A 16345-nucleotide genomic window follows, 5' to 3' on the forward strand; every position below is an offset into this window, starting at 1 on the left:
GCGTTAGGCGGTGCTAGCGCGAAATCACCCAGCGGCCTTCCCGGAAGCGATAGACATTGGGCGAGATGCAGCGCGGCTGGCTGGCGCAGTCCTCACGCACCGTCTGCTTGAACTGCTCGAGCCCCGGCCCATCGGGCATACGTGCGATAAAGACCGAACTGTCTGCGACGACCGTTACAAGCAGGCTCGGCCCAGCGGCATCATCGATAGCCCGCCACGCCTGGGTGTCGGCCAGCAGAGTCGCGAGATAGTCCTGCTCAGTGTAGAAAACGGCACTTCGCGCGAGTGAGGCACCATCTGGCAGTCCGGGGAGTCCCGCCCGGGTCTGCTGCCAGGCACGCGTCCAGGCCTGATCGCGTGTCAGCCCCAGCGCCGGTAACGTATCCGGCGTCACGGTGGCGATGCTGTCGGGCGCATCGGACACCAGCACCGCGAACAGATCCTCGCCGATCGGCTCGGAAACTATCTTGGATGCATGTCGCACATATTGGGCATCGCGTACGGCGATCCGCAGGGACGCGGCGGTTGGCATGGGCGGTACCCGAAGCACGGTTTCGAGAAACTCTTCGCGCATTTTCCGGCACTCCCGCGCCGACACCTGACCGCAGAAACGGTAGACGCTGCCGAAGTTGAGAGTGGTTTCGGGCAGGCCGCTGCGCTTGAGTAATATTGATAGCGGATCGTCCCGTCGCACCACATCGACGTCGGGAAGGCGCTGCTTGATCCGCCGGATCATGTCCGCAACGAAGCGCTGCTCGTCGCTTACCTGGGCGCTGCATCCCGGGCCGGAGAGCAACGTTCCGCATGCCATGAAAATCACCGCTTGCTGCTTCATCCGCATCCCGTTTCCCCTCGGTTCGTGGAGAACAAAGAGATAACAGAGTGCCACCGCAACGGTGGGAGACTATGTCCGAACCGGACATAGTTCCGGCGGAAGCGCGCGCTCCCGCCGGGGATTGAAGATCAGAGGTCGCGGCGGCCGAGCAAACGAAGCCGCAGCGCGTTGAGCTTGATGAAGCCTGCTGCGTCGCGCTGGTCATAGGCGCCTTGGTCGTCCTCGAAGGTCACGACCTTTTCCGAGTACAGGCTGTACGGCGACTTGCGGCCGGTGACGATCACGCTGCCCTTGTAGAGCTTCAGGCGAACGGTGCCGGTCACCTTCTCCTGGCTATGGTCGATCGCGGCCTGGAGCATCTCGCGCTCAGGGGCGAACCAGAAGCCGTTATAGATGAGCTCCGCATAGCGCGGCATCAGCTCGTCCTTGAGGTGCGCGGCGCCGCGATCGAGCGTGATCTGCTCGATGCCGCGGTGGGCGAGGTGATAGATGGTGCCGCCCGGGGTCTCGTACATGCCGCGCGACTTCATGCCGACGAAGCGGTTCTCGACGAGGTCGAGGCGGCCGATGCCGTGCTTGCGGCCAAGCTCGTTGAGCGCGGTCAGCAGCGTCGCCGGGCTCATGCCGACGCCGTTCAGCGCCACGCCGTCGCCGCGCTCGAAGTCGATCGTGATGACTTCGGGCTCGTTCGGCGCGTCTTCCGGGTTCACCGTGCGCGAATAGACGTAATCGGGCACTTCCTCCCACGGATCCTCAAGCACCTTGCCCTCGGACGAGGTGTGGAGAAGGTTCGCGTCGGTCGAGAAGGGCGATTCGCCGCGCTTGTCCTTGGCGACCGGGATCTGGTGCTGTTCGGCGAACTCGATCAGGCGCGTGCGGCTGGTCAGGTCCCATTCGCGCCACGGCGCGATCACCTTGATGTCGGGGTTCAGCGCATAATAGCCGAGCTCGAAGCGGACCTGATCGTTGCCCTTGCCAGTGGCGCCGTGGCTCACTGCGTCGGCATTGACCATCTTGGCGATCTCGATCTGGCGCTTGGCGATCAGCGGGCGCGCGATCGACGTGCCGAGCAGATACAGCCCCTCGTACATCGCATTGGCGCGCATCATCGGGAAGACGAAGTCCTTCACGAACTCCTCGCGCACGTCCTCGATGAAGATGTGCTCGGGCTTCACGCCGGCCATCTCGGCCTTCTTGCGCGCCGGCTCGAGCTCCTCGCCCTGGCCGAGATCGGCCGTGAAGGTCACCACCTCGCACTGATATTCCTGCTGGAGCCATTTCAGGATCACGCTGGTGTCCAGACCACCCGAATAGGCGAGGACGACGCGATTGATCTTGTCCGACATGGGGCGACTCCAAAGGATGCGGGAAACGGCGTGCGCATTAGGGGGGCGGGGCTGCTTCCGCAAGTTTTGTGGCTGGGGCATGCTGTGCGCACCGACTCGGGAGAGGCAGATGGCCGAGCTCAAGACTAAGGCGACGGAAGTGAAGGTCGCGGATTTCATCGCCGCAGTGTCCGACGAGACTCGCCGGGCCGATGCCGGGGCGGTCTGCGCGATGATGCAACGGCTCACCGGCGAGGCGCCCAGAATGTGGGGGCCGTCGATCATCGGGTTCGGCAGCTATCGCTACACCTATGAAAGCGGCCATTCGGGCGAGATGTGCCGGATCGGCTTCTCACCCCGCAAAGCCGAGCTGGTCCTCTACGTGCTCGACGCCAACGCCGACCAGGGCGACCTCCTCGCCCGGCTCGGCAAGCACAAGAGCGGCAAGGGCTGCCTCTACATCAAGAAACTCGCCGATGTTGAAGCGGACGTGCTCGAGGAGATCGTCCGCGCCAAGATCGATCGGATGGACGCGGCCTACCCGGCCTGACCGGCCTGGCGCAGCGTGACCTTGTGCGGCTCGCGCAGCGCCCGCTCCTCGTCGAGCATGTAATCGCGGCTGAGCGGCAGCGCGTCGCGTGAGCGCGAGAATTGCAGCTGATAATTGACCAGCCCGCCGAATTTGAAGCTGACGTAACAGCCGGCCAGATAGAAGCACCACATCCGGTAGAAGCGCTCGTCATAGAGCCCGGTGATCGCGTCGCGCGCCGCGACGGTGCGCTCGTACCAATGCTTCAGCGTCTCGGCATAATGGAGGCGCAGCACCTCCACATCGGTCATGAAATAGCGCAGCCCCTCATAGCCCTTCGCGATCTCGGAGAGCGCGGGGATATAGCCGCCGGGGAAGATGTATTTCAGCGTGAACGCGTCGGTGACACCCGGCGCACCTGCGCGGCCGATCGTATGGAGCAGCATCACGCCCTCAGGCGTCAGCAGCTCGCGCACCTTGCGGAAGAAGGTGCGGTAATGCGGCGTGCCGACATGCTCGAACATGCCGACCGAGACGATCCGGTCGAACTGGCCGGTGACGTTGCGATAGTCGATCAGCTCGAACTTCACCTTGTCGGCCACGTCAGCATCGAGCGCGCGCTGCCGGGCGACCTTGAGCTGCTCTTCCGAAAGCGTGACGCCCAGCACTTCGGCGCCGGTCTTCTCATGGATGTAGAGCGCCATCCCGCCCCAGCCGCAGCCGATGTCGAGCACCCTCATGCCAGGCTTCAGCGCCAGCTTGGCGACGATATGCGCCTTCTTGTCGAGCTGGGCCTGCTCGAGGCTGATCCCCGGCGTGCTGAAATAGGCGCAGCTATATTGGCGGTCGGTATCGAGGAAGAGGTCGTAGAGCTTGCCCGACAGGTCGTAGTGATGCGCGACATTCTGCTTCGAGCGGCGCTGCATGTTGATGCGGCCGATGCTGAACATCAGCCGGTCCATCACCTTCTTCAGCGCGCTGGGGAACAGCACCGAGTCATTGTCTTCCCAGCGGTTATTGGCCGCGAACAGGATCAGCATGTCGAGAATCTCGCCATCCTCGATCTCGACATCGCCGTCCATGAACGCCTCGGCCGCGCCGAGGGAGGGATCGCGCAGGATGCGCCGCGCGGCACCCGCGCCGAACCGGATCGTCACCGGCTTGAGCGCCGGATCCGGCTGTCCGAAAACCTGGCTCGTGCCATCCGAATGGATGACGGTGAGCTGTCCACGCTTCACCGCGCGTGCAAAAAAACGATCAATCAACGCCATTACGCCGTCACCACCCGATAACAGCCCCCGGTAGCGGCATGTTAGGGCCGCCTCGTTTTTCCGCAATATTTCCGCACGTGCGAAATAAAATAGCGGCCCGTTAACCGTAGGCGCGCAGGAAGAAGACGATCGTGGTGGCCCCGGTCACCAGCAGCGTCCAGATCCGCACCAGCCGGTGCGACAGCTTCTTGCCGATCCGCGCACCCAGCCAGCCGCCCAGGATGCCGCCGGCGAGCATCGGCAGGCAGGCGCCCCAGCGCACCATCCCGATCGCGACGAACACAAAGGCCGCGGCGAAATTGGCGACCGCGAGCATCAGCGTGCGGATCGAGAAGAGCGAGCGCGGATCGGCCGATGCCAGCAGCCCGTAGACCGCCGTTGTGATCAGCCCAACCCCACCGCCGAAATAGCCGCCATAAATGCCGAGCAGGCTCTGCGCGGTGACCAGCGTGCGCGGCCCGATCGTCACGCGAGCGTGCAGCCAGTCCGATGCGTGCCGACCGAACGCCATCACGACAAAGGCGAAGAGCAGCAGCCAGGGAATGATCAGGTCGAAGGCGCGCGTGGAGGTGAGCACCAGCAAGGTGCTGCCGACCAGTCCGCCGACAAAGGTGATCCCGGCAAGCGCCCGCACCGACATGCCGCCGACCGGCGCGAGCTCGTCGCGATAGGCCCAGGCGCTCGCCCCCGCACCTGGCAGCAGCGCGACGTTCGAGGTGGCGTTGGCGATGTTCGAGGGCAGGCCGAGCGCGATCAGAGCAGGCAGTGTCGCGAAGGTCCCGCCCCCGGCAAGCGCGTTCATCACGCCGCCGAGCACGCCAGCCGCGGCGGGAAGAAGGAGAGCGGAGGGGTCGAGCACGGCTTCTCCTTCCCGTCGCGGTCGCCGCTTGTACAGCGGTTTCTCAGCGCGCGAGCGACAGGTGCCAGTGCAGCACTCCCTCGCCATCGCTTTGCGTGAAGCCATAGCGGGCGAAGAAACGGCCGGCAGCGGGATTATCCGCCATTGTCTCGAGGCGAAGCGCTGCCAAACCCTGTTCCGCTGCCCAGGCCCGTGCTTCGCCGAGCAACAATTGCCCCAGCCCCTGCCCGCGGCAGCGCCGGTCGATTTCGAGGCGGCGCACTTCCGCAGCGCCGCCTCCATCCTGCTGGCAGGCGACATAGCCGGCAATCCGCCCCGCCACGCGGACGAACGCAAGCATGCGTCGGTCCGTGGCGCGGTGCGAAGTGAAGGCCGGATCGAAGGGGTAGCCGCGACCGCGCAAGTCGAAGGTGAAATCGCAATCGGCGAGCGCCGCCGGATCGAGCGTCGCGACCCGCTCGATCGCCACCTCGCCCGTCACTGCGCGGGCTTGGCCGGACCGGCGGCGGTGAACGCGGTGCCGGGGGCGAACAGATAGTCCCAGTGAAAGGCGCTGCGCTGGTCGGTGCTCCTGCGGATCGAACGTGGCCAGGGCTGGCCGCCCCTCCCGACCGGCTGCGGACCGCAATTGTCCAGCGTCATGCACATCCATGCCGTGCCGCCGACATCGGCATTGCCGAGCGTGGCGGTGTGCGCGCGCGGCAGGAAGCTCGCCGCAGCCATGAACGCCGTGCCCTTGGCGAAAGTCACCTTGCCGGGCACCGCATGCGCATTGCCGACCAGCGCGACCAGCCGCGCGCCCGGGTGGGCCACCCGCGCGCGGATCCAGCCCGTGGCCATGGCGCGTTCATAGGGAGTCTGGTCGCCGGGAGCGCTCGCCGAAGGGTCCATCGTCGCGGCGACGCCGAGAATCTTCTTCGCCTGGAACATGACCCGCAACCGCTCGATCAGCGCCAGCATGGCCACGCTCGAACGCCCGTCATTGCTCGACCAGAAGCTCGCTTGGAACAGCGCCGCTTGTGCGGCAGCATCGCCGCTCGATGCCAGCCAGGCATCGAGCACCGGCTGATCGTCGCGCGGGATCTCAAGCGACACGATCACCGGCCGGCGCGCCGCCGCGACGCAGACCAGGTCGCCGAAAAAGGCGGGCGTCTCGTGGGTGCCGTGCATCTCACCGAGGATCACATAGTCGACCGCCGGATCGTCGAGGATCGCAGCGCTCCCCGGGATCGGCGTGCAATCGGGGGCGCCCATCAGCGCAAGCAACAATGCCGAGATGCCGATCATGTCCAACCCTCCCTCCGTGAACGAGGGAGGTGAGACAAGTCGGAAGACGAGACAAGCCGAAGCTTGTCCGGACAAAGATTATCCCAGCGCCGCCATCTTTTCCTCGGCCTCGCGGTCCATCTGTGCGCGGCTCTTCTTCTCGGCGGCGGTCTTGAGCTGGCCGCAGGCGGCGTCGATGTCGCGGCCGCGCGGGGTACGCACCGGCGCCGAGATGCCCGCGGCGAAGATGATGTTCGAAAAGGAGCGGATCCGCTCGGGCGTCGAGCATTCGTACGGCGCGCCCGGCCAGGGGTTGAACGGGATCAGGTTCACCTTGGCCGGCAGGTCGTACTTCTTGAGCAGGCGAACGAGTTCGCGGGCATCGGCGTCGCTGTCGTTCTTGTCCTTGAGCATCACATATTCGAAGGTAATGCGCCGGGCATTGTTGGCACCCGGATAATCGGCACAGGCCTGGAGCAACTCCTCGATCCCATACTTCTTGTTGATCGGCACGATCTCGTCGCGGACTTCCTTGGTGATCGCGTGGAGCGACACCGCCAGGTTGACGCCGATCTCTTCGCCCGCACGCGCCATCATCGGCACCACGCCCGAGGTCGACAGCGTGATGCGGCGCTTGGAGAGCGCAAGGCCCTCGCCGTCCATCACGATGGCCAGGCCGTCGCGGACATTGTCGAAATTATAGAGCGGCTCGCCCATGCCCATCATCACGATGTTGGTGAGCATGCGGCCCTCGGGCTGGCTCGGCCATTCGCCGAGCGAATCGCGGGCGAGCATCACCTGGCTGACGATCTCGCCGGCGGTCAGGTTGCGCACCAGCCGCATCGTGCCGGTATGGCAGAAGCGGCAGTTGAGCGTGCAGCCGACCTGCGACGAGACGCAGAGCGTGCCGCGGTCCGCATCGGGGATGAAGACCATCTCGTAATCCTGGCCATCGTCCGAGCGGAGCAGCCATTTGCGCGTGCCGTCGGTCGAGACCTGCGCCTCGACCACTTCGGGACGCCCGACCACGAAACGCTCGGTCAGCCAGGGGTGCTGCGCCTTGGCGATATCGGTCATCACCGAGAAATCGGTGGCCCCGCGATTGTAGATCCAGTGCCAGATCTGCTTGGCGCGCAGCTTGGCCTGCTTCGGATCGAGCCCGGCATCGGCCAGCACCGCGCGCATCTGGTCGCGCGTGAGGCCGATCAGGTCGGTACGGCCGTCCTCGCGCACCACCGCGGGGCGGGGCACGGGCACGGGATCGATGTGCCCGGGAATGGGCATGGGCGCGGCCGAGACTGTCTGCATGGCCGCGCACATAGTCCATCTTGCGCGATTATTCCAGTGACCCCAGCGCTTTGAGACTCGCCCGCAGCGACTCGGCCAGCGGGGTGTGCGGCTCCTCGCCGAGAAAGGCGACCAGCGCGCGATTGTCGAGGCGCACCGGGTGGTTCCAGAAGGGGCGCATCTCGAGCAGCTCGCGGATCGTCGGATTGAAGAGCGCGACCAGCGGCAGGACCGACCAGGGCAGGCGGACCTGCTTGGCCTTGCGGCCGCCCGCCGCCGCGATCGCCGTGGGGAAGGCGCTGCCGTCGGGGTCCCAGTGGCCGGCGAAATGGAAGCGAGTGAAGCGGGGCAATTCCTCCTCGCGGTCGAGCAGCCGGGCGAAGGTCTCGCCGACATCGGGGAGATAGGCCCAGGCATGGCCGGCGCCCTTGCGGCCCGGATTGGTGACCTTCACCACCGGCTTGCCGGGGGTGATCATGCCCTGCGAGAGCCAGGAGTTGCCGGGCCTGGGGCCATAATAGTCGCCGGCGCGCAGGATCACTGCCCTCACCCCCGATTCCTCGATTCGCGCCTCCATCGCCTTGCGGATGCTGCCCTTGCGGGTGGCGGGTTCCTGCGGTGACTCGGGGCGGGCGACCGGGGTTTCGGCGGGGTCGTAATTATAGATGGTGCCGGGCAAGGCGAGGCGGGCGTCATTAGCCCAGGCGGCCTCGATACTGTTCTCCAGCATGGGGAGGACGCGCTTGTCCCACTCGCGATAGCCCGGCGGGTTCACCGCGTGGACCACCGCCGCTACCCCCTTGGCGGCTGCCAGCACATCGGCGCGGACCATGGCGTCGCCCTCGTGCCAGCTGATGTCGGGGTCGAGGCCGGGGCGGATCTCGCGGACCAGCCCGCGGACCTGCCAGCCCCTGGCGAGCAGTGCCCGGGCGGTCTCTCCGCCTACGCCGCCGCTGGCGCCGAGTACCAATGCGATCCTGTTCATTCCGGTCTCCTATGTTGGCGATGTTCACAGGGTTGGACGATTCCGGGCTGGCAGGAAATTGCCTAGGCTTTGCATGCGGCTTATAGAAATTTGATGAGCCAGATCGACTGGGAACAGCAGCGCGCCTTTCTGGCGGTGCTCGAGACCGGCAGCCTTTCCGGAGCGGCCAGACGCTTGAACCTTGCACAACCGACGGTTCGGACGCGGATCGAGGCACTGGAGGGCGCGCTGGGCACGCCGCTGTTCACGCGCTCACCCGGCGGACTGCACCCTACCGAGCGGGGGCGGGCACTGTACGAACATGCCAGGGCCATGCAGCTCGCCTCGGACGCCTTTGTGCGCACTGCCTCGGCGGGGCCAGACGAGGTGGCGGGCACGGTGCGCGTCACCGCCAGCGAAGTGATCGCGGTGGAGGTACTGCCCAGGATCTTCGCCGACCTGGCGCGCCAACATCCGCGGCTCGCGATCGAATTGAGCCCGAGCAACCGCAACGAGGACGTGCTGCGCCGCGAGGCCGATGTCGCGGTCCGGATGGTGCCGCCGAGGCAGGAGGCGCTGGTCGCGCGGCGGATCGGCGCAGTGCCGCTCGGCGTGCACGCACACCCCGATTATCTCGCCGAACGGCCGGCGCCAATTTCCACGGCCGACCTGTCAAGTCACCGCATCATCGGCCCCGAGCGCGATTCGCCGATATTGCGCGCGGTGCAGGCGGCCGGGTTTCCGATCCAGCTAGGCGACCTGAGCTTCCGCAGCGACAGCGACCATGCCCAGCTCGCCGCGATCCGTGCCGGGCTGGGAATCGGCATCTGCCAGGTGCCGATCGGCGCGCGCGACGGGCTGGTGCGGCTGCTGCCCGACTTCCGGTTCGACCTCGAAACCTGGGTCGTCTGCCATGAGGATCTGCGTGGACTGGCGCGGGTCCGTACGGTGTTCGACGCACTTGTGACCGGCCTGAAAGCCTATCTCAACTAGCCCCGAACCAGCCACGGGACATCGTAACTTCCTTGTCATGTTGCATCCGCGCCACGCAGCCCTGCGTTTCAGGGGGTGAGTTTTTGTGTTTGTTTGGAGTGCAGTAATGAAGCTTATCGGTATTTTCCTCGCCGGCACGACGCTGGCGATCGCCCCGGCCGCGATGGCGCAGACCGCGCCTGCGGCCCCCGCCCCGGCCCCGGCACAGACCGCGCCCGCAGCCGCCCCGGTGACTTCCGCAAGCGTGACCGACGCCGAGCTGACCCAGTTCGTGACCGTCGCGATGGAGATCGAGAAGATCCGCAAGGACGCGACGGTTCCGGAAGCGGACAAGACCGCCAAGATGGCAAGCGCCGCGCAGAGCTCGGGCATCGACCCGGTGCGCTTCAATGCGATCGGCCAGGCGATGTCGACCGACACCGCGCTCAATGCGCGCGTGCAGGCAATGGCGACCAAGATGGCCTCGGCCGGTGCGCCGGCGGCGGCGAAGCAGCCGTAAGGCGATTTCGCAGCTTTAAGTTGGGAGGAGGCCGGGGTTGGCGCCCCGGCCTTTTCCATTTGAGTCACCCCCGCGATTTCGTCATCCCCGCGAAGGCGGGGATCCAGAGCCACGGGGTGAAAAGCGCATGGCGCGTGTCGGCATCTCCGTCAGCGAGATGCCCAGTCGCTTCGATTATCCCGATCTACCCTGGATCCCCGCCTTCGCGGGGATGACGGCGTTGCGGGCGGGTAGACGGTGTTCGGGGTCGAGGCTCGGCCTCCTAGCCGCCCGCGCATCCCATCGCCGCCGCGTCGATCGCCGTCGCCGCGCCCTTGAGCGCATAGCTGTCCGCGAAGGGCGCGCCGTTCGCGCCGACGGTTTCGACGCTCATGCTCCGCCCCGAGCGCATCGCCGCGACGATTGCGGTGTCGGTACGCGCATCGGGAGCCCAGGCGTCCGCATCGCCGGCCTGCAGCTCGAAGCGGCGCTCGCCGATCGACAAAGTGACGCGCGCATTGGCGGCGCGGGCGCGGCTCAGGCGGATATGGAGCTGGTTACGCACCCCGTCGCGCGGCCAGGTGGCGATGCTCGCGAAAGGTTGCGCGGTCCGGTATTTCTCGACCGGCTGGGCAATGGCGAAGCAGCGGCGAGGCGAGGGATCGCGGAAGGCGCCCCAGCTGTCATAGACGCCGAGCGCCTCACGGCCCTGCGCCAGCAGAAGGAGGAGCGCCAGCGCGCTCATGCCGGCGCCGAATGGCGGCCGGAGCCGGTGTGCACCACCGTCTCGACACCGCCTTCGATCCGCACCACCGACCCTTGCGGCAGATCGGGTGCGACCGGTGCATCGAACAAGGGCGAGACCGGCAGCCTGGTCATCACGCCGCGCAGGATGCGGCTCGACATGCCGTGCATGATCACCAGCCGGTCGCCCGGATCGTCATCGGTGTCGGCCAGCCAGGACGAAACGCGCACTGCGATCCCGTCATACCATTCGCCGCCCGGCGGCGCGCGATTGTAGAGGCCGTGCTCGAGATTGAGGAAGCCGGGCGCCTCGGTCATCAGGTCGGCATAATAGCGGCCGCTCCACTCGCCCATGCCGATCTCGACGAGCCGATCGTCCTGATGCGCCTGATGCCAGTCGAGCTCGAGATGCTCGGCGATGATCGCCAGCGTCTGCAGCGCGCGGCCGGCGCTGGAGGACCACATCGTCAGCCTGGGTTTGGGCCCGAGGATCTCGCGCAGTGCGGCGCCCATCGCGTCCGCCTGGGCGAAGCCGGCGCGCGTCAGCGGCGTGTGCGGGTGGTCGCCCTGCATGCGCCGGGCGAGGTTGAACACGGTCTCACCGTGGCGGGCGATGAAATCGCGGCCTTTGCGCTGGTTTGTCACGGGCGCTGTTGAAGCCCGGACCGGGCGGGAAAGGCAATGGCGAAAATCGGTGCGCTCCGCTCTGCCGCCGAACTCGCGCGCCCAGCCTGCCGTATCGTCACCCCGGCCTTGTGCCGGGGTCCACTGTGCAGCACCGGAAGGCACAGGAGACGATAGCTCTGCCCGCGCCTCCCGGTGGACCCCGGCACAAGGCCGGGGTGACGGTTGGGAGTGCGGACAGCAAAACGATCCCGTTTCGCCTGGACAACGAATGCACGGCAGGTCGCGCCGGGAATGGGGCAGGCCGGTTGCGGGATCGGCTTCTGTTGCCAAAAGGCAACGGAATCAGCTGTTTATCTGAGGTTCATGAAACTTCCGACTCCGCCGCCCGGTTATGCCCCCCGCTCGCCGAGTGCGGGCCAGTACCCAAGGAGTTGTTATGCGTAAGCTTGTTTTCGTCGCCGCCCTGGTCGCCTCTTCGGCGCTTGCGGCCCCCGCCTTCGCCCAGGATTCGGATGCCAATGCGGGCGGCTTCCATGTCGGCGTGATCGGCGGTCTCGACATCCTCCGCCCCGGCAGCTCCGAGGATTCGGACCTGCGCGGCGACGACCAGAGCACCGAAGGTTTCCTGTACGGTGCCGAAATCGGCTATGACATTCCGCTCGGCGACAAGGCGTTCGTCGGCGTCGAGGGTGAAGTGAGCAAGGCGACCGGCAAGGTTCGCTACGACACCCCCGATCCGAACGACTTCGGCTATGGCCAGGTGAAGACCGGGCGTGACCTTTATGTCGGCGGCCGCGTCGGCTTCCTCGCCAGCCCGACCACCAAGATCTACGCCAAGGCCGGCTATACCAATGCCCAGCTCCACATGCTGGCATCGGACGGCACCACCGTGCTTGAGGATCGCTATAATCTCGACGGCTGGCGCGTCGGTGCCGGCGTGGAGAAGTCGATCGGCAGCAACACCTACGCCAAGCTCGAATATCGCTATTCGAACTACAAGGACGCCAATCTGGAATATGCCAATGGCGCGACGACGAACCAGTTCAACGTCGATACCGATCGCCATCAGATCGTGGCGGGCGTCGGCTTCCGGTTCTGATCTGGCTGCACCGCATCATTTTGGTGTGCATGAAGAGGGTCGGAGCGCTTGCTCCGGCCCTTTTTGCCGTTAAGGGTATTGGCCGGATTAGTCCCGGTACCGGGTTAGATTCGGGCAATTAGCCCCGGGGGTTCTTGATGAAGGCGACGATCGAACGCGCAACTCTGCTGAGGGGCTTGAGCCACGTCCAGTCCGTGGTCGAGCGGCGCAACACGATCCCCATCCTGTCCAACGTGCTGATCGAGGCACAATCGGGCGGCGCGCTGCGGCTGATGGCGACCGATCTCGACCTGCAGATCGACGAGACGATCGCGGCAGCGGTGGACCAGCCGGGCGCGATCACCGTGCCGGCGCACACCTTGTTCGACATCGTCCGCAAGCTGCCCGAAGGCTCGCAGGTCGAGCTGTCGGCCGCCGAGGGGCGCATCACCGTCAATGCCGGGCGCGCGCGCTTCACGCTGTCGACGCTGCCGCGCGATGATTTCCCGATGATCGCCGAGGGCGAGCTGCCGGTCACCTTCGAGCTGCCCGCCGAGACGCTCAAGCAGATCATCGACAAGACCCGCTTCGCGATCTCGACCGAAGAGACGCGCTATTATCTCAACGGCATCTATCTGCACGTGACCGAAGAGACCGTGCCGGTGCTGCGCGCCGCCGCGACCGACGGCCACCGGCTGGCCCGCGTGACGGTTGCCCGTCCCGACGGCGCCGATTCGATGCCGGGCGTGATCATCCCGCGCAAATGCGTGCAGGAGCTGCGCAAGCTGCTCGACGAAGTCGACGGCTCGATCGGGCTGTCGCTGTCGAACTCGAAGATCCGCTTCGACCTGGGCCAGGCGATCCTGACCTCGAAGCTGATCGACGGCACCTTCCCCGATTACACGCGCGTGATCCCGACCGCGAACGACAAGCTTCTGAAGCTCGATCCGAAGAGCTTCATGGAAGGCGTCGACCGCGTCTCGACGATCGCGACCGAGAAGACCCGCGCAGTGAAGATGGCGCTCGAGCGCGACAAGATCATCCTCTCGGTGACCAGCCCCGAGAACGGCGCGGCCGCCGAGGAAGTGCCGGGCGACTATGCCGCCCAGCCCTTCGAGATCGGCTTCAACAGCCGCTATCTGATGGACATCCTCAACCAGATCGAAGGCGATTCAGTGGAAGTCCATCTGGCCGACGCCGCAGCACCGACGCTGATCCGCGAGAATGACAAGTCGCCGGCGCTGTACGTGCTGATGCCGATGCGGGTCTGACCCGCACCACGCGCATCCACGGTGAGAATTAGAAAGCGCCTCGGCCCCTGCGGCCGGGGCGTTTTCCTTGTGGGTCACCCGGAGTTGATTTCTTAACCGGACTCCTGTATTGACATCATTGTCAGTAAGGGACTCGACCAGATGGCCACGCAACCCGCCCCGCAGATCTTCAACCCCGGCATCCCGATGAAGCGGGAATGGGGTACGGCGTTTCGTGCGCTGGGGCGGCTGCTCGCCAATGGCAATGACACCGAACAGGTGTTCCGCATCATGCGCGCGCTCAACGGCGACGTGACGCAGCGCAATTACCGCAAGCTGCTGACGCTGCCCGGCGGCGGGCGGCTGGCGTTCCAGCATGTCGAGATGGCCGAGCGGCTGACCGACCGCGCCTGGATCGACGGCTTCGCCGAGGGCACGGTGGGCGCGGCCTATCGCCACTTCCTCGATTCGACCGGCTTCTCGGCCGATGGCCTCGTCGAGGTCAGCATGGCCGAGGGCGCGTTCCAGAATGTCGACATCGAGCATCCCTATGCCTGGATGGGCCGGCGCGAGCGCGACATCCACGATCTGTGGCATGTGATCACCGGCTATCAGGCCGACGAGCATCTCGGCGAGGCCTGCCTGGTCGCCTTCTCCTTCGCGCAGACCGGCGGGCTCGGCTGGGGTTTCATCGGCATGGGCGCGGCGCTGAAGAGCATCCGCGTGACCGGCAAGCTCGATTTCTTCCGCGCGGTGATCGAAGGCTATCGCCACGGCAAGCAGGCCGGCTGGCTGCACGGCGAGGATTACGAGACGTTGCTCGCCGAGCCGCTCGACCAGGTCCGCCGCCGCCTCAACATCGGCGACCCGGCCAAGTACCGGATCGCGCAGGCCAGCCTCGCCGCGGCCGGCCTGCAGGGGATTTAAGCGCGCCTGCCGCTAATCACGGCAGGTTCTGCAGCGCGCCGCCCGGCTTCATCAGCGAATCCATCGAGCCGAAGATCTCGTCGGTCGGGGTGACCGGCGCGGGCAGTTCGAAATGCTTGGGGTCGATCTCGGCGGTGTCGACCGCGGTGAGCTCAAGGATCACCTTTTCCGGTTTGGCCGGGTCGACCGGGTGGATGCGCAGCGGCGCGCCCTTGGCGAGGATGCCGCGCGTGGTGGTGCCGAACTGCGTCGATTCAGGGATGAAGCCGCCCATGAAGTCGAGCGCGATGTCGGCGGTGCGGGCGAACAGCGCGCCTACGGGCGCGAGCTGCGGGTCCGCGCTCATCACGATCTCGACATGGCGCTTCACATCGGCGTCGGGCGCCTTGAGCATCGACAGCAGCCACACCGCGCCGCTGCGCCCCGCCACGGTGACGTTGGCGTCGCCGGCGACCACGCCGAACTCGACCTTGTCCTTGTTCGCCGCATCCTCGGGCTTGAGCTTGGGCAGGATGGACTTGAGCAGGTCGACAATGCCCTGGAGCTCGAAGACCTTGGGGCCGCCCTTGTCGTCGACGACGACATAGTCGACGCCGTCGCGGCGGATGATCGCGAACTTGTCCGCCACTGCGATGCGCGAATTGCCGCCGTCATCGATCTCGACGACCAGTTGCTTGCCGTCGATCTCGTAGCGCGCGGTGACGTCCGCCAGCGCGGGCATCGGCGCGAGCGCGAGCAGCGCGGACAGGAACAACTTGGTACGCATCGTGGAAATCCCCCTTTTCGACGGCGCGATCATCCGCGATGTCGCGCGCGGCGGCAATAGCGGCTATCGGCGGGAAATGGCCGTGTCCCGCCTCGTGCTCACCGACTTCCGCAACCATGAAGACGCCGTGCTGTCGCCCGGCGCGGGCTTCGTGGTGCTGAGCGGCGAGAATGGCGCGGGCAAGACCAATGTGCTCGAGGCGCTGTCGCTGCTTGCGCCGGGGCGCGGATTGCGACGCGCGCCGCTGGCCGAGATGGCGCGGCAAGGCGGCAGCGGCGGGTTCGGCGTGGCGGCGCGGCTCGGCGAGACCGATATCGGCACGGGCACGCAGAGCGACGCGCCCGAGCGCCGGCTGGTGCGGATCAACGGTGCGGCTTCGGCGGCGACGACGCTCGCCGAATGGGTGAGCGTGCTGTGGCTCACTCCGGCGATGGACCGGCTGTTCGTCGAGGGCGCGAGCGAACGGCGGCGGTTCCTCGACCGGCTCACCCTCGCGCTGAGCCCCGGGCATGCGCACCACGCGACCCGCTATGAGGCGGCGATGCGCGAGCGCAACCGGCTGTTATCGGACGATGCCGCGCCCGATCCCGACTGGCTGACCGCGCTCGAGGCGCGGATGGCCGAGCATGGCGCCGCGATCGATGCCGCCCGGCGCGAGATGGTCGCGGCGCTTGCCGCGCGGCTCGAAGCGCAGCCCGAGGGGCCGTTCGCGCGGGCCGGGCTGGCGCTCGAAGGCTGGCAGGGCGATGCCGGGGCGCTGCTGCGCGACCTCGCCGCCGGGCGCCGCCGCGATGCTGCGGCCGGGCGCACGCTGGCCGGACCGCACCGCGCCGACCTGCTCGTCACGCATCTCGGCAAGGGCCAGCCCGCGCATCTCTGCTCGACCGGGGAGCAGAAGGCGCTGCTGCTCGGCCTGATCCTCGCCCATGCCGAGCTGGTCGCCGAGCGCGCCGGGCGGGCGCCGATCCTGCTGCTTGACGAAGTCGCCGCGCACCTCGATCCGGGCCGCCGCGCCGCGCTGTTCGAGCGGCTGGAAGGCCGCGGGCAGGTGTGGATGACGGGCACCGAGCCGGCGCTGTTCGAGGCCGTGCCCGGCGGCGCCACGCGCTACCGCGTCGCAGAGGGCGCGATCGTCCCGGACTAGGC

18 protein-coding genes are annotated in these 16345 nt (G+C 66.7%); 7 read left to right on the top strand and 11 right to left on the bottom strand.

Annotated elements, in window-relative coordinates:
- Positions 1–13 precede the first annotated feature (13 nt).
- Together HZY97_RS10610 and HZY97_RS10615 are read right to left on the bottom strand one after the other, a co-directional pair.
- Entirely contained in the window at positions 14–835 is an 822-nt protein-coding gene (locus HZY97_RS10610) for a hypothetical protein (protein ID WP_180143388.1), read from the bottom strand.
- Between the two features lie 128 nt (positions 836–963).
- The gene (locus HZY97_RS10615) at positions 964–2181 is read right to left on the bottom strand and encodes an argininosuccinate synthase (protein ID WP_180143390.1); all 1218 of its coding nucleotides are present in this window, start codon (positions 2179–2181) and stop codon (positions 964–966) included.
- A 109-nt stretch (positions 2182–2290) separates the two neighbouring features.
- Here HZY97_RS10615 and HZY97_RS10620 point away from each other — a divergent pair, with 109 nt between their 5' ends.
- Complete coding sequence (locus HZY97_RS10620) at positions 2291–2710, top strand: DUF1801 domain-containing protein (protein WP_180143392.1); 420 nt, start codon at positions 2291–2293, stop codon at positions 2708–2710.
- On the opposite strand, the gene HZY97_RS10625 is transcribed toward HZY97_RS10620, so the two are convergent.
- From HZY97_RS10625 to HZY97_RS10650, 6 genes are all read right to left on the bottom strand, one after another.
- Entirely contained in the window at positions 2698–3960 is a 1263-nt protein-coding gene (locus tag HZY97_RS10625) for a cyclopropane-fatty-acyl-phospholipid synthase family protein (RefSeq protein WP_180143395.1), read from the bottom strand. The two genes, HZY97_RS10620 and HZY97_RS10625, sit on opposite strands and share 13 nt — an antisense overlap.
- A 100-nt stretch (positions 3961–4060) precedes the next feature.
- Complete coding sequence (locus tag HZY97_RS10630) at positions 4061–4819, bottom strand: sulfite exporter TauE/SafE family protein (protein WP_373684337.1); 759 nt, start codon at positions 4817–4819, stop codon at positions 4061–4063.
- A 43-nt stretch (positions 4820–4862) separates the two neighbouring features.
- Positions 4863–5300 carry a GNAT family N-acetyltransferase gene (locus HZY97_RS10635; protein WP_180143397.1) on the bottom strand — a complete coding sequence of 146 codons (438 nt, stop codon included), beginning with the start codon at positions 5298–5300 and terminating at the stop codon, positions 4863–4865.
- Positions 5297–6106, bottom strand: coding sequence for a hypothetical protein (locus HZY97_RS10640; RefSeq protein ID WP_180143399.1), 810 nt, complete (start codon positions 6104–6106; stop codon positions 5297–5299). The genes HZY97_RS10635 and HZY97_RS10640 overlap by 4 nt, the downstream gene beginning before the upstream one ends.
- A gap of 78 nt (positions 6107–6184) precedes the next feature.
- The gene (gene rlmN / locus HZY97_RS10645) at positions 6185–7369 is read right to left on the bottom strand and encodes a 23S rRNA (adenine(2503)-C(2))-methyltransferase RlmN (RefSeq protein WP_257215004.1); all 1185 of its coding nucleotides are present in this window, start codon (positions 7367–7369) and stop codon (positions 6185–6187) included.
- 52 nt (positions 7370–7421) lie between these two features.
- The gene (locus HZY97_RS10650) at positions 7422–8357 is read right to left on the bottom strand and encodes an NAD-dependent epimerase/dehydratase family protein (protein ID WP_180143403.1); all 936 of its coding nucleotides are present in this window, start codon (positions 8355–8357) and stop codon (positions 7422–7424) included.
- 93 nt (positions 8358–8450) lie between these two features.
- Between HZY97_RS10650 and HZY97_RS10655 the strand changes: the two genes are divergently transcribed.
- Together HZY97_RS10655 and HZY97_RS10660 are read left to right on the top strand one after the other, a co-directional pair.
- Entirely contained in the window at positions 8451–9329 is an 879-nt protein-coding gene (locus HZY97_RS10655) for a LysR family transcriptional regulator (protein WP_180143405.1), read from the top strand.
- A 106-nt stretch (positions 9330–9435) separates the two neighbouring features.
- Entirely contained in the window at positions 9436–9828 is a 393-nt protein-coding gene (locus tag HZY97_RS10660; RefSeq protein ID WP_180143407.1) for a DUF4168 domain-containing protein, read from the top strand.
- 262 nt (positions 9829–10090) lie between these two features.
- On the opposite strand, the gene HZY97_RS10665 is transcribed toward HZY97_RS10660, so the two are convergent.
- Entirely contained in the window at positions 10091–10552 is a 462-nt protein-coding gene (locus tag HZY97_RS10665) for an invasion associated locus B family protein (protein ID WP_180143409.1), read from the bottom strand.
- Positions 10549–11196, bottom strand: a complete 648-nt coding sequence (locus tag HZY97_RS10670) for a histidine phosphatase family protein (protein WP_180143411.1) — start codon at positions 11194–11196, stop codon at positions 10549–10551. Before HZY97_RS10670 ends, HZY97_RS10665 begins: the two co-directional genes overlap by 4 nt.
- Before the next feature lie 418 nt (positions 11197–11614).
- Here HZY97_RS10670 and HZY97_RS10675 point away from each other — a divergent pair, with 418 nt between their 5' ends.
- The 3 genes from HZY97_RS10675 (at position 11615) to HZY97_RS10685 (ending at position 14433) form a co-directional block, all read left to right on the top strand.
- Complete coding sequence (locus tag HZY97_RS10675) at positions 11615–12277, top strand: outer membrane protein (RefSeq protein WP_180143413.1); 663 nt, start codon at positions 11615–11617, stop codon at positions 12275–12277.
- 137 nt (positions 12278–12414) lie between these two features.
- On the top strand, positions 12415–13527 hold the full coding sequence (gene dnaN, locus HZY97_RS10680) for a DNA polymerase III subunit beta (protein ID WP_180143415.1): 1113 nt from the start codon (positions 12415–12417) through the stop codon (positions 13525–13527).
- Positions 13528–13668: 141 nt separating this feature from the next.
- Positions 13669–14433, top strand: a complete 765-nt coding sequence (locus HZY97_RS10685) for a Coq4 family protein (RefSeq protein WP_180143417.1) — start codon at positions 13669–13671, stop codon at positions 14431–14433.
- Positions 14434–14449: 16 nt separating this feature from the next.
- On the opposite strand, the gene HZY97_RS10690 is transcribed toward HZY97_RS10685, so the two are convergent.
- Positions 14450–15199 carry a hypothetical protein gene (locus tag HZY97_RS10690; RefSeq protein ID WP_180143419.1) on the bottom strand — a complete coding sequence of 250 codons (750 nt, stop codon included), beginning with the start codon at positions 15197–15199 and terminating at the stop codon, positions 14450–14452.
- 76 nt (positions 15200–15275) lie between these two features.
- Between HZY97_RS10690 and recF the strand changes: the two genes are divergently transcribed.
- Entirely contained in the window at positions 15276–16343 is a 1068-nt protein-coding gene (gene recF, locus HZY97_RS10695) for a DNA replication/repair protein RecF (protein ID WP_180144488.1), read from the top strand.
- The last annotated feature ends 2 nt before the right edge of the window (positions 16344–16345 follow it).

Source organism: Sphingomonas sp. R-74633 (assembly GCF_013416555.1).
In the GTDB taxonomy this organism is placed as follows: domain Bacteria; phylum Pseudomonadota; class Alphaproteobacteria; order Sphingomonadales; family Sphingomonadaceae; genus Sphingomonas.

Bases quoted from the DNA above. Each gene is read 5' to 3' on its own strand.
- HZY97_RS10610 (WP_180143388.1), bottom strand. From the start codon at position 835: ATGAAGCAGCAAGCGGTGATTTTCATGGCATGCGGAACGTTGCTCTCC.
- HZY97_RS10615 (WP_180143390.1), bottom strand. From the start codon at position 2,181: ATGTCGGACAAGATCAATCGCGTCGTCCTCGCCTATTCGGGTGGTCTG.
- HZY97_RS10620 (WP_180143392.1), top strand. From the start codon at position 2,291: ATGGCCGAGCTCAAGACTAAGGCGACGGAAGTGAAGGTCGCGGATTTC.
- HZY97_RS10625 (WP_180143395.1), bottom strand. From the start codon at position 3,960: ATGGCGTTGATTGATCGTTTTTTTGCACGCGCGGTGAAGCGTGGACAG.
- HZY97_RS10640 (WP_180143399.1), bottom strand. From the start codon at position 6,106: ATGATCGGCATCTCGGCATTGTTGCTTGCGCTGATGGGCGCCCCCGAT.
- rlmN (WP_257215004.1), bottom strand. From the start codon at position 7,369: ATGCCCATTCCCGGGCACATCGATCCCGTGCCCGTGCCCCGCCCCGCG.
- HZY97_RS10650 (WP_180143403.1), bottom strand. From the start codon at position 8,357: ATGAACAGGATCGCATTGGTACTCGGCGCCAGCGGCGGCGTAGGCGGA.
- HZY97_RS10655 (WP_180143405.1), top strand. From the start codon at position 8,451: ATGAGCCAGATCGACTGGGAACAGCAGCGCGCCTTTCTGGCGGTGCTC.
- HZY97_RS10660 (WP_180143407.1), top strand. From the start codon at position 9,436: ATGAAGCTTATCGGTATTTTCCTCGCCGGCACGACGCTGGCGATCGCC.
- HZY97_RS10665 (WP_180143409.1), bottom strand. From the start codon at position 10,552: ATGAGCGCGCTGGCGCTCCTCCTTCTGCTGGCGCAGGGCCGTGAGGCG.
- HZY97_RS10675 (WP_180143413.1), top strand. From the start codon at position 11,615: ATGCGTAAGCTTGTTTTCGTCGCCGCCCTGGTCGCCTCTTCGGCGCTT.
- dnaN (WP_180143415.1), top strand. From the start codon at position 12,415: ATGAAGGCGACGATCGAACGCGCAACTCTGCTGAGGGGCTTGAGCCAC.
- HZY97_RS10685 (WP_180143417.1), top strand. From the start codon at position 13,669: ATGGCCACGCAACCCGCCCCGCAGATCTTCAACCCCGGCATCCCGATG.
- HZY97_RS10690 (WP_180143419.1), bottom strand. From the start codon at position 15,199: ATGCGTACCAAGTTGTTCCTGTCCGCGCTGCTCGCGCTCGCGCCGATG.
- recF (WP_180144488.1), top strand. From the start codon at position 15,276: ATGGCCGTGTCCCGCCTCGTGCTCACCGACTTCCGCAACCATGAAGAC.